The 14,030-nt window shown below is 66.0% G+C and carries 15 protein-coding genes; 14 read left to right on the top strand and 1 reads right to left on the bottom strand.

Features of this window, described 5'->3' with window-relative positions; genetic code table 11:
- Nucleotides 1-78: 78 nt before the first annotated feature.
- The 7 genes from ACQ4MJ_RS02270 (at nt 79) to otnI (ending at nt 7,414) form a co-directional block, all read left to right on the top strand.
- Nucleotides 79-858 carry a FadR/GntR family transcriptional regulator gene (locus tag ACQ4MJ_RS02270; RefSeq protein WP_055394854.1) on the top strand — a complete coding sequence of 260 codons (780 nt, stop codon included), beginning with the start codon at nt 79-81 and terminating at the stop codon, nt 856-858.
- Nucleotides 859-1,166: 308 nt separating this feature from the next.
- Nucleotides 1,167-2,543 (top strand): GntP family transporter, encoded by a 1,377-nt coding sequence (locus ACQ4MJ_RS02265; RefSeq protein ID WP_431150331.1) that lies wholly within the window; start codon nt 1,167-1,169, stop codon nt 2,541-2,543.
- A gap of 31 nt (nt 2,544-2,574) precedes the next feature.
- A complete protein-coding gene (gene ltnD / locus ACQ4MJ_RS02260) occupies nt 2,575-3,486 on the top strand; it encodes an L-threonate dehydrogenase (RefSeq protein WP_431150333.1) in 912 nt (303 codons plus the stop codon).
- The gene (gene otnK / locus ACQ4MJ_RS02255; RefSeq protein WP_431150335.1) at nt 3,483-4,754 is read left to right on the top strand and encodes a 3-oxo-tetronate kinase; all 1,272 of its coding nucleotides are present in this window, start codon (nt 3,483-3,485) and stop codon (nt 4,752-4,754) included. The genes ltnD and otnK overlap by 4 nt, the downstream gene beginning before the upstream one ends.
- 17 nt (nt 4,755-4,771) lie before the next feature.
- Nucleotides 4,772-5,461, top strand: a complete 690-nt coding sequence (locus ACQ4MJ_RS02250) for an aldolase (RefSeq protein ID WP_431153124.1) — start codon at nt 4,772-4,774, stop codon at nt 5,459-5,461.
- Between the two features lie 63 nt (nt 5,462-5,524).
- Nucleotides 5,525-6,592 (top strand): alpha/beta fold hydrolase, encoded by a 1,068-nt coding sequence (locus tag ACQ4MJ_RS02245; protein ID WP_431150337.1) that lies wholly within the window; start codon nt 5,525-5,527, stop codon nt 6,590-6,592.
- Nucleotides 6,593-6,616: 24 nt separating this feature from the next.
- Nucleotides 6,617-7,414: a 2-oxo-tetronate isomerase gene (gene otnI / locus ACQ4MJ_RS02240; protein WP_431150339.1), complete on the top strand. Its 798-nt coding sequence runs from the start codon at nt 6,617-6,619 to the stop codon at nt 7,412-7,414.
- 30 nt (nt 7,415-7,444) lie between these two features.
- Here otnI and ACQ4MJ_RS02235 read toward each other — a convergent pair whose 3' ends face one another.
- A complete protein-coding gene (locus ACQ4MJ_RS02235) occupies nt 7,445-8,443 on the bottom strand; it encodes an isopenicillin N synthase family dioxygenase (RefSeq protein ID WP_431150341.1) in 999 nt (332 codons plus the stop codon).
- 435 nt (nt 8,444-8,878) lie between these two features.
- Here ACQ4MJ_RS02235 and ACQ4MJ_RS02230 point away from each other — a divergent pair, with 435 nt between their 5' ends.
- From ACQ4MJ_RS02230 to ACQ4MJ_RS02200, 7 genes are all read left to right on the top strand, one after another.
- Entirely contained in the window at nt 8,879-9,406 is a 528-nt protein-coding gene (locus tag ACQ4MJ_RS02230; RefSeq protein ID WP_431150342.1) for a nucleoside deaminase, read from the top strand.
- A gap of 78 nt (nt 9,407-9,484) precedes the next feature.
- Nucleotides 9,485-10,141, top strand: coding sequence for a TetR/AcrR family transcriptional regulator (locus ACQ4MJ_RS02225; RefSeq protein WP_218300432.1), 657 nt, complete (start codon nt 9,485-9,487; stop codon nt 10,139-10,141).
- A 189-nt stretch (nt 10,142-10,330) separates the two neighbouring features.
- Entirely contained in the window at nt 10,331-10,633 is a 303-nt protein-coding gene (locus ACQ4MJ_RS02220; protein ID WP_431150344.1) for a 2Fe-2S iron-sulfur cluster-binding protein, read from the top strand.
- Nucleotides 10,634-10,658: 25 nt separating this feature from the next.
- Complete coding sequence (locus tag ACQ4MJ_RS02215) at nt 10,659-11,246, top strand: NAD(P)H-dependent oxidoreductase (RefSeq protein WP_431150346.1); 588 nt, start codon at nt 10,659-10,661, stop codon at nt 11,244-11,246.
- Nucleotides 11,247-11,269: 23 nt separating this feature from the next.
- Entirely contained in the window at nt 11,270-12,589 is a 1,320-nt protein-coding gene (locus ACQ4MJ_RS02210) for an amidohydrolase family protein (protein ID WP_431150349.1), read from the top strand.
- Nucleotides 12,586-13,062 carry a RidA family protein gene (locus ACQ4MJ_RS02205; protein WP_431150351.1) on the top strand — a complete coding sequence of 159 codons (477 nt, stop codon included), beginning with the start codon at nt 12,586-12,588 and terminating at the stop codon, nt 13,060-13,062. Before ACQ4MJ_RS02210 ends, ACQ4MJ_RS02205 begins: the two co-directional genes overlap by 4 nt.
- Nucleotides 13,063-13,091: 29 nt before the next feature.
- The gene (locus ACQ4MJ_RS02200; RefSeq protein ID WP_431150353.1) at nt 13,092-13,955 is read left to right on the top strand and encodes a creatininase family protein; all 864 of its coding nucleotides are present in this window, start codon (nt 13,092-13,094) and stop codon (nt 13,953-13,955) included.
- Nucleotides 13,956-14,030: the final 75 nt, after the last annotated feature.

Below are 14,030 nucleotides of genomic sequence, written 5' to 3'. Positions count from 1 at the left end.
CTTCGGGTAAAGTCACCTGCGCCCCGGCCTGCCCGCACATCCCGGCACCGACTTCACGCCCCACTGCCCGCCCCGCCCATGTCTTCGCCGTTCTCCGCCGTCAAACCCAGCGCCAAGCTCTCCGACCAGGTGGCCAGCGCGCTGGAGGCCGAGATCCGTGCGGGCCGCATCCAGGCGTCCGACAAGCTGCCCACCGAGGCGGTGCTGGCGCAGCAGTTTCAGGTCAGCCGCACGGTGGTGCGCGAGGCCATCTCGCGCCTCAAGTCGCTGGGGCTCGTGGACTCGCGGCAGGGTAGCGGCGTGTATGTGCTCGCGCCGGGCATCGAGCCGCTGCAGTTCGATGTGCCCCTTGCCGCATCGCGCGAGGCGGTGATGCAGATCGTGGAAGTGCGCCGTGCGCTGGAGGCCGAGGTGGCCGAGCTGGCAGCCCTGCGTCGCACCGATGAAGACATTGCCGCCATCCGCGCCGCCATGCAGCACATTGCCGACGCCGTGCGCGCAGGCCGCGACGGGGTAGAGGAAGACGTGCTGTTCCACCGCGCCATCGCCCAGGCGGCAGGCAACCCGTTCATGATCAGCACGCTGGACTATCTGGCGCAGTTTCTCAAGGGCGCCACCCGCGTGACCCGCGCCAACGAGGCGCGGCGCGCCGACTTTGCCGACGCCGTGACCCATGAGCACACGCAGATCGTGCTGGCCATCGAGGCAGGCGATGCAGTAGCTGCCCGCGCTGCGGCGGCGCAGCACATGAAGAACGCACTGGCCCGCATCGAACAGGCCGACCTGGCCTTCTGGGCCCAGGACGGCGCGCGGCTGGCACAGCCGCTGGTGGCGGCATCCGGTCCACTGGTCTTCTGACCTTGTTGGCCGCCCTGCGGCGCGGGGACCTTGAGGCGGGAAAAGGTCTCTCCGAATTGCTATTAAATCAATAGCTATTAGCGCTTAACAGATAAGCGCTAGATAGCAAAAAACCTTGTAAACACGAGCGTAGCGCCCGCCGCAGATGGCTACCGATACGGGTTAACCCGAAGCGGAATAGAACGCGGTAATTTGTATGATAACCATATAAGCACATCAATCAAGGTACCGACAGGAGCTGCAAATCGGCCGCTTGCACTGACCCGTTGCTCCGTCTCCCACCCTTCCATCCCGGAGATATCCCTCACATGTCCACCCTCGCACTTCTCGGAATCGGCGCCGGCAGCATTGCCCTGCTTCTGTTGCTCATCATCCGTTGGCAAGTCCACGCCTTCGTGGCCATGATGCTCGTGAGCTTTCTCGTCGCCTTCGCCACGGGCATGCCCATCGGCGACATCATCAGCACGCTGATTGCGGGCATGGGCGGCACGCTGGGTTCGGTCGCCATCCTGGTGGCGCTGGGTTCCATGCTGGGACGGATGATCGAGGTCTCGGGCGGCGCAGCCAGCCTGGCCAACCGCTTCACGCAGCTGCTGGGGCCCACGCGGGTGCCCACGGCCCTCACGGCCGCCGCGCTGGTGCTGGCCATCCCGGTGTTTTTTGATGTGGGCTTCATCATCCTGGTGCCCATCGTCTACGGCTTTTGCAAGGCGGCGGGGGTCAACCCCATCAAATTCGGCCTGCCCGTAGCGGGCATCATGCTGGCCGCACACGTGGTGGTGCCACCGCACCCCGGCATCGTGGGTGGGGCAGCCATCGTCAAGGGCGATATTGGCTGGATCACCATCATTGGCCTGGCCATCTGCATCCCGCTCGCAGCGCTGTCGCAGGTCGTGTCGGGCTGGCTCAACCGCAAGGGCTACCCTATGCTGCCAACCACGGCAGAGCAGTTTGCGGCCTTTGGCAGCAGCCAAGAAGGCGCGGACTCCAAGGCCCCCAAGGCTGCCGTTGCCCCCGGCGTGGGCACCATCATGGCGCTCATCCTGATCCCACTGGCCCTCATCATGGCTGGCACCACCGGCGCCACGCTGCTGCCCAAGGGCGACAGCCTGCGCAACGTGCTGGGCTTCATCGGCTCGCCCATCTTTGCGCTGATGGTGGCCGTGGGCCTGGCCATGTTTCTGCTGGGCCGCAACCAGGGTTGGAACCGTGAACGCACCAACGCCATCATGGAATCCGCCCTGCCCCCCGCCGCCACCGTGATCCTGGTGACGGGCGCGGGTGGCGTGTTTGCCAAGGTGCTCACCGCCAGCGGCATTGGCACGGCGCTGTCGCAGAGCCTCACGGCCACGCACCTGCCGCTCATCCTGCTGGCGTTCATCATCTCGCTGGCGCTGCGTGCCGCCCAGGGTTCGGCCACCGTGGCCATCATCACCACCTGCGGCCTGCTGGCCGATGCAATGGCCGGTGGCGGGTATTCCCCCTTGCAAGTGGCGCTGCTCACGGTTGCCATTGGCTTCGGCAGCCTGGGCCTGTCGCACGTCAACGATTCGGGCTTCTGGATCGTGACCCGCTACCTGGGCCTGAGCGTGGGTGATGGCCTGCGCACCTGGACCGTGCTGACCACTGTGCTGGGCATCGCAGGTTTTGCAATGACCGCCCTGCTCTGGGTGGCCGTTGCCTAATTTTTTCTCTTTGCTCTAGAAAGACACCACTATGACCCAACCCACCGTCGGCATCATCGGCCTGGGCGCCATGGGCGCTGGCATTGCCAAAACCCTGCGCAACAACGGTTTCACCATCCACGTGTGCGACGTGCGCCCCGGCGTGGCCGATGCCTTTGTCGCGGACGGCGGCACAGCCCACGCCAACACCGCTGCGCTGGCAGCGGCGAGTGATGTGGTGGTGTCGGTGGTGGTCAACGCGGCGCAGACCGAGAGCGTGCTGTTCGGCGACGATGGCCAAGGTGGCGCAGCAGCGGCAATGCGCCCCGGCAGCACCTTTGTGATGTGCTCCACGGTGGACCCCAACTGGTCCGTGGCGCTGGAAGCCCGCCTGAACGTCCTAGGCCTGCACTATGTGGACGCGCCCATCTCCGGTGGCGCCGCCAAGGCCGCATCAGGCCAAATGACCATGATGACCTCGGCCAAGCCCGAGGCCTATGCCGCTGCGGGTGCCGTGCTCGACGGCATGGCAGGCAAGGTGTACCGCCTGGGCGACAAGGCGGGCGCCGGCAGCAAGGTCAAGATCATCAACCAGTTACTGGCCGGTGTGCACATTGCCGTGGCCGCCGAAGCCATGGCCCTGGGCCTGCGCGAAGGCGTGGAAGCCAGCGCCTTGTATGAAGTGATCACGAACAGCGCGGGCAACAGCTGGATGTTTGAAAACCGCATGGCCCATGTGCTGGCGGGCGACTACACGCCGCTGTCGGCTGTAGACATCTTCGTGAAGGACCTGGGCTTGGTGCTGGACACCGCACGCGCCAGCAAATTTCCCCTGCCGCTGGCGGCCACTGCGCACCAGATGTTCATGCAAGCCTCCACCGCAGGCTTTGCCAAGGAAGATGACAGCGCCGTGATCAAGATCTTCCCTGGCATCACGTTGCCCGAAGGAAAGGAGAAGGCATGACACGCGCGTTGCTGGGCTGCATTGCCGACGACTTCACCGGCGCGACCGACTTGGCCAACAACTTGGTGCGCGCAGGCATGCGCGTGGTGCAGGCCATGGGCGTGCCCCGGGCCCCTTTGGATACCGAGGCCGATGCCATCGTGGTCGCGCTCAAGTCGCGCACTATCCCCAAACAAGAAGCCATTGCCCAGTCGCTAGCGGCGCTACAGTGGCTGCAGGCACAGGGCGCGGAGCAGATCTACTTCAAGTACTGCTCCACCTTTGACAGCACGGCCGAAGGCAACATCGGCCCCGTGACCGATGCACTGATGCAGGCCCTGGGCACCGACTTCACCATCGCCACGCCCGCCTTCCCCGACAACAAGCGCACCGTGTTCAAGGGTTACCTATTTGTGGGCGATGTGCTGCTGAACGAGAGCGGCATGCAAAACCACCCGCTCACGCCCATGACCGACCCCAACCTGGTGCGCGTGCTGCAAGCGCAGACGGCCAGCCGCGTGGGCCTGATCGACCACAGTGTGGTCGCACAGGGCGAGGCTGCCATCCGCGCGCGCATCGACCAACTCAAGGCCGAGGGTGTGCGCATGGCCGTGGTCGATGCGGTGTCCAACGCCGACCTGCTGCGCCTGGGCCCTGCGCTCAAGGGCATGCCGCTGGTCACCGCAGGCTCCGGCGTGGCCATTGGCCTGCCGGGCAACTTTGGCGTGGCCCCCAGCAACGAGGCAGCCCGCCTCCCCGCCGCGCAAGGGCTGCAGGCCATCGTGTCGGGCAGCTGCTCGGTGGCCACCAACCAGCAGGTCATGGATTTCATCAAGGCGGGCAAGCCAGCCCTGGCCATCGACCCGCTGCGCATCGCCGCAGGCGTGGACGTGGCCGCCGAAGCGCTGGCCTGGGCCGAAGACCACATCGGCCAGGGCCCGGTGCTGGTGTATTCCACCGCCGAGCCCTCGGCCGTGCGCGCCATTCAAGGCAAACTGGGCTCCGAAAAAGCCGGTGCCATGGTGGAGGAAACCATTGCCGCCATTGCACGCGGCCTGGTGCAGCGCGGTGTGCGCCAGCTCATCGTGGCGGGTGGCGAAACCTCCGGCGCCTGTGTGCAGGCACTGGGCATCACGCAGATGCGCATTGGCGCGCAGATTGACCCCGGCGTGCCGTGGTGCCATGCGGTGGCCCCGGACGCCAAGGACGGGCTGCACATCACGCTGAAGTCGGGCAATTTTGGTAGCACCGATTTTTTCACCAAGGCTTTTGCACAATTGTTGGCATGACCTCTACCCCCGCCTTCATGGATGAGCGCCAAGCCCGCGACGAAATCTGCCGCGTGGGCCGCAGCCTGTTTGAGCGGGGCTATGTGCATGCCACCGCAGGCAACATCAGCGTGCGCCTGGCCGACGGTTACCTCATCACCCCCACCGATGCCTGCCTGGGCACGCTGCAGCCCGAGCGGCTGGCGCGCCTGGACGCACAAGGCCAGCAGGTGGCGGGCGACCGGGCCAGTAAGACCATTGCGCTGCACCGGCAGATTTACGAGGCATCGGCATCGACAGCCGCACCGGCCCGCTGCGTGATCCACACGCACAGCACGCATCTGGTGGCGTGCTCGCTGCAAGCCGACACCGCTGCAGGTGGCCAGCTGGCGCCCGATGCGCAATTGCTGCCGCCCATCACGCCCTACTTCGTCATGAAGGTGGGCCGGGTGCCGCACATCCCCTACCACCGCCCGGGTGATGCCGCAGCGGCAGCACTGGTGGCGCAGACCATCACCCGCTATGCCACACAGGGCAGCCCTGTGCGCGCCGTGATGCTGGCGCGGCTTGGGCCCAATGTGTGGCACGACACGCCTGCCGCCGCCATGGCTGTGCTGGAAGAGCTGGAAGAAACCGCGCGCCTGTGGATGCTTTGCCAGCCCCGCCTCACGCCGCTGACCGAGCCCCAGATCGAAGAGCTGCGCCAGAGCTTTGGTGCCCACTGGTAACTGGTAACGGACGGGCTGCGCACAAGGCGCGGGGATGAAAGAACACACACAAGGAGACACACCATGACCCTCTCTTTCTGGCGCAAAGCCTTTGCCCCCGTGTTGCTGGGCGTGCTGGCCACCGGCGGCGCAACGGCTGCGGACTACCCCGCACCCAAGCATGGGGAATGGGTCGTCAAGGACTTCCGCTTCCACACCGGCCAGACCCTGCCCGAACTCAAGCTGGCCTACTCCACCGTGGGCGAGCCCACCGGAGAGCCCGTGCTGGTGCTGCATGGCACCAATGGCTCGGCAGAGAGCATGCTCACACCCGGCTTTGCAGGCACGCTGTTTGGCCCTGGCCAGCCGCTGGATGCACGCAAGCACTTCATCATCCTGCCGGACGCCATCGGCACCGGCCGCTCCAGCAAGCCATCAGACGGCCTGCGCGCTGCCTTTCCAGCCTACAACTATGACGACATGGTGCAGGCGCAGTACCGCCTGTTGACCGAGCACCTGGGCGTGCGCCATGTGCGCGCCATCATTGGCAACTCCATGGGCGGCATGCACACCTGGGTGTGGGCCCAGCGCCACCCGGACTTCATGGACATTGCCGTGCCCATGGCCTCGCTGCCCGCCGCCATGTCAGGCCGCAACTGGATGATGCGCCGCCTGCTGGTGGATGCCATCCGCAACGATCCCGAATGGCAGGGCGGCAACTACACCCGCCAGCCCCGAAGCCTGCAGTTTGCGTCGGTGTTCTTTGGCACGGGCACCAACGGTGGCAATCAAGGCTTGCAAAAGCTGGCCCCCAACCGCGCTGCGGCCGATGCGCTGGTGGAGCAACGCCTCAAGGCCCCTTTCCGCGGCGATGCCAACGACCACATCTACCAGTGGGAAGCATCGCGCGACTACGACCCCGAGCCCGGGCTGGAACGCATCACCGCACGCGTGCTGGCCATCAACTCGGCAGACGATGAGCGCAACCCACCCGAGCTGGGTGTGCTGGACAAAGCCATCGCCCGCATCCCCCACGCCCAGGCCTACGTGATCCCTGCCAGCGCCGACACCATCGGCCACAGCACGGTGGGCCTGGCGCGCTTTTACCAAGACCGGCTGGCGCAGGTGCTCACCAGCGCACCGCGCCGCTGACCGCTTTTTTCACAGGAATCTTTCATGCCCCGCTTTGCCGCCAACCTGTCCATGCTCTACAACGACGTGGACTTTCTTGACCGTTTTGCCGCCGCCGCGCGCGATGGCTTCAAGGCGGTGGAGTACCTTTTTCCCTACGCCTACCCGGCGCAAGAACTGGCCGCGCGCCTGCAGGCCAGCGGCCTGCAGCAGGTGCTGTTCAACGCCCCGCCCGGTAACTGGGACGCGGGCGAGCGCGGGCTGGCCTGCCTGCCCGGGCGTGAGGCCGAGTTCCGCGACGGCATTACCAAAGCGGTTGAATACGCCCAGGCCCTGCAATGCCCCCGCATCCACGTGATGGCCGGGCTGGTGCCCCAGGGTGCAGATGCGGCCACCGTGCACGCCACCTACATCGCCAACGTGCGCTACGCGGCCGAACAGGCCGCGCCCCATGGCATCCAGATCCTGCTGGAGCCCATCAACGGCCGCGACATGCCCGGCTTCTTCCTGAGCCGCCAGGACCAGGCCCATGCGCTGATCGCCGAGATCGGTGCCCCCAACGTGAAGGTGCAGATGGACCTGTACCACTGCCAGATCGTGGAAGGCGACCTGGCCATGAAGGTGCGCCAGTACCTGCCCACCGGCAACGTCGGCCACTTCCAGATTGCCGGTGTGCCCGAGCGCCACGAGCCCGATGTGGGCGAGCTGAACTACACCTATTTGTTCAAGCTGCTGGACAGCCTAGGCTACGACGGCTGGATTGGCTGCGAATACCGCCCGGCACGCGGCGCGGCGCCCCATGCCACATCCGACGGGCTGGGCTGGCTCCAGCCCTGGCTGTAAGCCGCACGGCCACCGGCGGCCTACGCGCCATCAGTACGCCTTGAAGTTGGCCGCCACCCGCTGGTTCAGGTAGTCACCCGCAGCAATCGCCGGGTACTTCTTGCCCGGCCCTTCGATGATGGCGTCGCGGTTGGCCTGGGCAAAGAAGGCAATGCTGTAGCGCGGGCCCATGTACTCGCCCGGCAGCGGGTTCTTCACACGGTGGAAGTTGCTGGGCAGCTGGTCGTCGCTCCAGCGCATCAGCATGTCGCCGATATTGCAGGTGATGGCCTGCTCGTCGGGCTCCACCGAGGTCCAGGCCTGGGTGTCCATCTCCTTGCCCGGGCACACCTGCAGGCCGCCCTGGCCCTGGCGCTGAAAGAGCAGGGTCATGCAATCAAAGTCGGTATGCGCCCCGGCGCGCCACAGGCCCAGGCTGGCTTGTTGCTCGGGCGGGGTCGCAAAGTAGTGCAGCAGGCGCAGGGTGCTTTGGTAGCTGGCCTGTGCTGGGTCATGCGCGCGGGCAAAGAAGGCCTCGTCAAACCCCAGCTTCCACGCAAAACACGACAGCACCTGCATGGCCACCTGCCAGCACTGGCCCTCAAAGTTCAGCATGGTGGATTGAAAGCCCGCCAGCTCCTCGTCGGTGGGCCACAGTCCTGCCATGTGCGGGCGGGTGATCTGGTACGACTCCTTCTGGTCCGGTGTACCGGTGGAGGGACGCACCTGCGCGCGGCTCTCCCAGCCCACGTTGAGCGCCTTCTTGAGCGGGTACTGCGCCTTCACGGCATGCGGCAGCGCAAAGAAGCGCTCGGTCATCGCAAAGGCTTTGTGCACCTCGGCCAGGTCAATGCCGTGGTTCACGATCTGGAAAAAGCCGACATCGACTGCGGCGTCCCATAGCTGGTCGGCAATCTCGGTCTTGCGCTGAGCAAAGTGGCTGAGGTCGATGCGGCGGATCTCGCGGCTCGCGGTTTCCGAGCCCATCGCGCCCATGCGCGTTTCTTTTTGCAGCTCGGCGAGGTCGTAGGTGGCGGTGGTGGTGGTCATGCAGTTCTCCTGAAGACAAGTGGAAGGAAGAAAGGCCCTCCCGCTGGGTGCTTCAAGAGCGTTTGGCACCACCTGCTGCGGCCGTCCGTTCAACCCTTGAAGCCCCGGTGTGCAAGCGCACACCGCTGTGCGCACAGCGGGCTTCAAGAGCAATTTCCGACTGGCATCGCGTCGTGCAGGACTGCACAGGGGGCAACGCAGTGAACGCTTCTACTCTTGCCAATGGCGATGCAAGAAGAATGCCCACAACGCCTTGGGTTTGTGCCCGCGCAAAGTCAGAGCGCTTGTGTACAGCGCGCCGAAAGCCATGCACACATGTCACTGATTGTGATTGGCATGCCAAATGCATAGCGCCCCGCACCACAACGGCGGGCGTGCAGACGGCCTGGCGTTGCACAACGACAGCCACCAACCCACCATCGACGGAGACACCCCATGCACGCGCTCATGTCTGCACGCCCTGCCAGTTTTGACGACCCCACGTCCATCAACGACACCGACGGCACCTACCTGCGCCAGGCCATCGTCTGGTCCTGCACGGCACGAGCGCGCGGCAATCGTCCATTTGGCGCCGTGGTGGTGGGCGCAGGCGGCGAACTGCTTGCCGAGGCCTACTGCAACACCACCGAAACCGGCGACTGCACGGGCCATGCCGAAACCAACGCCGTGCGCCAGCTCAGCCCCCGCGTGGGCCGCGATGCACTGGCCAAGGCCACGCTGTACTCGTCGGCCGAGCCCTGCGTGATGTGCGCAGGCGCAATTTTCTGGTCTGGCATCGGTCGCGTGGTGTTTGGCATTGACGCCGTTCGCCTGCGGGTCTATCGCGGCGAGCGAGCGGAACAACGCGATGCAGAGCTGTCCTGCCGCGATGTGTTCGCAGCATCGCCCCATTCCATCGAGTGCATTGGCCCCGCGCTGATCGAGGAGGCCAGCGTTCCCCACATCGGCTTCTGGAAAGCGTGAAGCGAGCAGTAGCGCGCAAAATCGCTATCTTCTACCTGTTGTCTCTTGCAAGCCGCGCATCCTGCACCCCGCCCGTCCATGACTGAAACCGAAACCGATGTCGCCTCAGGCGCACTCCTGGGCCGCGCCAAACAAGGGCGCGAGCGCATCCTCACCGCCATCCGCGAGGCGGCGGTTGCCGAGTTCAGCCGCCATGGGTTCAAAGGGGCATCCACCAAGGCCATTGCCGAGCGCGCGGGCCTGACCAAGCCCCAGCTGCACTACTACATCAGCAGCAAGGAAGAGCTGTATGAAGAGCTGCTGTACTCGGTGCTCAACGGCTGGTCGGGCGCCTTCATTTTTGACAGCAACAGCGACGATCCCAAGAAGGTGTTGAGCAGCTACGTGCGCAAGAAGCTCGACTACGCGCTGGACAACCCGGGCCTGTCGCGCATCTTCACCACCGAGGTGCTGGGCGGTGGGCGCAACCTGGGCAAATACTGGCCCGTGGCCGTCAAGTCCACCCAGCAGAAGGTGGACCTCATCAACCGCTGGATTGCCGAAGGCCGCATGCGCGCCGTCAACCCCACGCTGCTGCTCATGCAGATCTGGGGCATGACGCAGCACTACGCCGACTACGGCGTGCAGGTGCACATCATGCTGGGCCTGGCGCCCGACGAGCCCATCGACCGCGAGCCCATCGTGCGTGAACTCACCAGCTTTGTGCTGCTGGGCTGCGGCCTCGCACCAGACTAAGGCCCCCGCCCCATTCTGGGCATCCCTTGGGTGCCCGAGGGGCGAAACCCGGGCAATTTGCACCAGCACGCGGCGTCAAAAGCCCCTTTCAGGCCGCGTTGATCCACCACAAAGACGTTTGACCGATTTCTGTGGCTGGCACAGCCTTTGCAATAGTTTGACCAATCGATCAAATCACATGGTCAAACAATGCAGACAGCCCCTGACACCGCCAGCGCCACCCGCACAGAACACACGTTCGAGCTGATCCTGCAGCGCAGCCAGATGCGCTTGCCCGTTGGCCCCGGCGAGAGCATGGCCGACGTGCTGCAGCTCGCTGGCGTGCCGCTGGAAACCCTGTGCGAGCAGGGCGTGTGCGGTACCTGCGTCACCCGCTGGCTGGACGGCGAGCCCGACCACCGCGACAACTGCCTGAGCGCAGCAGAGCAAGCCACCCACGTCGCCGTGTGCTGCGCACGCTGCCACGGGCCCACGCTCACGCTCGACCTCTGAACTTCAACAACCAGGAAGCCCCGCCATGCGCATCCTCGTGATCTATTGCCACCCGGTAGAGACCAGCTACAACGCCGCCCTGCACACCGAGGTGGTGCAGCAGCTGTGCGGCGCAGGCCATGAGGTGGACGACTGCGACCTGTACGCCGAGGGCTTCAACCCCGTGATGACACGCGAGGAGCGCCTGGGCTACCACGAGGTGCCCAGCAACCAGTTGCCCGTGCAAGGCTACGTGGACCGCTTGCTCTGGGCCGAAGCCGTGGTGTTCTGCTTTCCCACCTGGTGCTTTGGCATGCCGGCGATGCTCAAGGGATTTTTCGACCGCGTGCTCATGCCCGGCGTGGCCTTTGACATCAGCGATCCGCACAACGTCAAGCCCTCGCTCACGCACATCCAGCGCATCTCGGCCGTGGTCACTTACGGGCGCCCCCGCTGGACGGCCCTGTTCATGGGCGACCCGCCGCGCAAGTCCATCACCCGCTACATGCGCCTGCTCACGGGCGGCAAGGCGCGGGTGGACTACCACGCCTACTACCACATGAACGTGGCCACACCGCCCCGGCTGGCGGCCTTCAAGGCCCGCGTGGGCCAGGCGATGGCGCGCTTTGCGTAAGACCACGTTCTAAGGGCCACGGCATGCACGCATCCAACACTCCCGACCACATCCTGCGCGCCCGGTTGCCGCGCTGGCTGCTGCCCTCTGCGTGGCCGCAGCAGGGCCACCAGCCCGCACTGGCCGACCTGCACCTGGCCCAGGGCCGCATCGTGCAGGTGGTGCCCCACGGCACCCAGCCTGCGCCACATGGCACCGTGTGGGACGTAGCGGGCGCCTTGGTGTTGCCCGGCCTGGTCGATGCCCACACCCACCTGGACAAGGCCTTCACCCTGCCGCGCATGGGAGAGGTCAAACCCGGCCTGCTGGGTGCCATCGAGGCCATGATGGTGGATCGCCAAAGCTGGACCGAAGCAGACATCCACGCCCGCGCCAGCCGCGCGCTGCAATGGGCCTACGACGCAGGCACCGTCCACCTGCGCACCCACTGCGACTGGTGGGAGCCCGACGCGCAGCCACTGGCCTGGAACGTGTTGCGCGCACTGGCCCACGACTGGGCCGACCGCATCACGCTGGAGCGCGTGAGCCTGATCCCCTTGCACCTGTACGCAGACCGCAGCGCCGCCCTGCGGCTGGCCGCCACCGTGGCCGCCAGCGGCCCCGGCGCATTGCTGGGCGGCTTTGTGCATTCCACCAACTGGGACCCGCAGGCGCTGCGCCACCTGTTGGAAGCCGCACAACACCACGGGCTGAACGTGGACCTGCATGTGGACGAAGAACTGCACCCCGGCGCACAGGGCTTGGCGACCACGGCCGCACTGATCAAGGAGCTGCGCTTTGAAGGCCATGTGGTCTGCGGGCACACCTGCGCGTTGGCCGCACAGGACGAGGCCACAGCGCTCGCCACGCTCGACGCCGTCGCGCAAAAACCCATCACGCTGGTCACGCTGCCCATCACCAACCTGCTGCTGCAGGACGCCACCACCGGTCGCACGCCGCGCCAGCGTGGCCTGACGCTGGTGAAGGAAGCCCGTGCACGCGATATCCCGGTGCTGGTCGCCAGCGACAACGTGCAAGACCCGTTCTGCCCTGTGGGCAGCTTCGACCCGCTGGAGGCCCTGGCCACGGGCGTGCTGGCGGCGCAGCTGGATGCACCTTTCGACCAGTGGAGCGAATCGCTGTGCCGCACCGACTGGCTGCGCACCGGCCGCACTGGCACCACGGCGCTGCCCCTGCAGCCCGGTGCGGTGGCCGACCTGCTGGTCTTCACGCAGGCCGACCACTGGGGCTTTCCATCGCGCGCACAAAGCCGTGTGGTGCTGCGCCAAGGCCGCGTGGCCAGCGGCCATGCACCGGCTGCCTGGCATGTGCCCACCACCCAGTCCGCAAGGAGCCTCGCATGAGCCCCACATCTGCGCCCGTACCTGCGCCAGGTATCGCCCAGCCCCTGGCCCGCTACGCCGCGTGGCGCCGCGCAGGCGACTTCATCTACCTGAGCGGGATCATTGCCGTGGACCCTGTCGCCAGCCGCATCGTGCTTGGCTATGCCGACATCCCTGACGAAGCTGCCACGCTGATTGGCCGCACCGGCGAGTTCAGCAGCGACATCAAGGAGGGCCCCATCCTCGCGCAGAGCTGGTATGTGCTGGACCGCATTCGCCAGACCATTGAAGCGGCGGGCGGCCAGATGTCCGACGTGTTCAAGCTGGTGCAGTACTTCAAGAACCTGGACCACTTCCCACAGTACAGCCGCGTGCGCAAGCTGTTCTTTCCTGGCGAGCCCCCCGCATCCACCGTAGTGGAAGTGAGCGGCATGTTGCCCACCCCCGACATCCTCATCGAGGTGGAGGCCACGGCCTACCTCCCCTTGCGCTGACAACGCCTTCCTTCACGAAAGAACCACCGATGCTGCACGGCTACAACCCGCCCCACCGCTACCTGCCCTACCTGAGCTGGACCGAGATCGCCGACCTGCCCGACAAGGAAAACACCGTCATCGTGCTGCCCACCGGCGCCACCGAGCAGCACGGCCCGCACCTGCCGTGTGCGGTGGACACGGTGATCAGCGCGGGCGTGGTGGGCCACGCGCTGGCGCGCCTGCCGGCCGATGTGCCTGCGTTCGCGATGGCGCCGATCACCTACGGCAAGTCCGAAGAGCACCTGCACTTCCCCGGCACCGTCACACTGAGCGGCGAGACCCTGCTGGCCACCATGAACGAGGTGGGTGAGTCGGTGTACCGCGCGGGGTTTCGTAAGCTGCTGTTCGTCAACGGCCACGGCGGACAGCCACAGGTGATGGAGATGTGCGCCCGCGAGCTGCGCCTGCGCCATGGCGACTTCATCGTGGTGCCCAGCTTCACCTGGCGTGTGCCGCATGTGGCGGGCAAGTACCTGTCCGACACCGAAAAGAAGCTGGCGATGCACGCAGGCCACGCCGAGACCGCGTTGATGCTGGCGCTGGCCCCCGACACCGTGCACATGGAGCGTGCGGTAGTCAACTACCCACCCGTTTTTGATTCGCCCCTGCTCTCACCCGACGGCCGCCCGGCCTGCGCCTGGAGTGCGCGCGACTTCGGCCCCAGCGGAATCATTGGCGACCCGCTGCCCGCCACGGCCGAACAGGGCCACGCCATCCTCGACTCGCTGGCCGTGAGCTGGGCCGCCGCCATCACCGAGCTGCACAAGCTGCAATGGGCACGGCGCGCTGAGCCCACCTGGGGCCGCGCCCATCACACCGGGCACGTGGAGCACTCCAGCGCACTGGCCTGAAACCTGCGAACGCCACCGCAAAACCTTTTCGCCTTCCCCTTCGTTGTCCCTTCGTTCCACCTCCACCACCCTACC

Source organism: Acidovorax facilis (assembly GCF_050626955.1).
GTDB classification, from domain to species: Bacteria; Pseudomonadota; Gammaproteobacteria; order Burkholderiales; family Burkholderiaceae_C; genus Acidovorax; species Acidovorax facilis.
The sequence above is the reverse complement of the archived record's forward strand: the minus strand, read 5'-3'. Positions and strand labels throughout refer to the sequence as shown.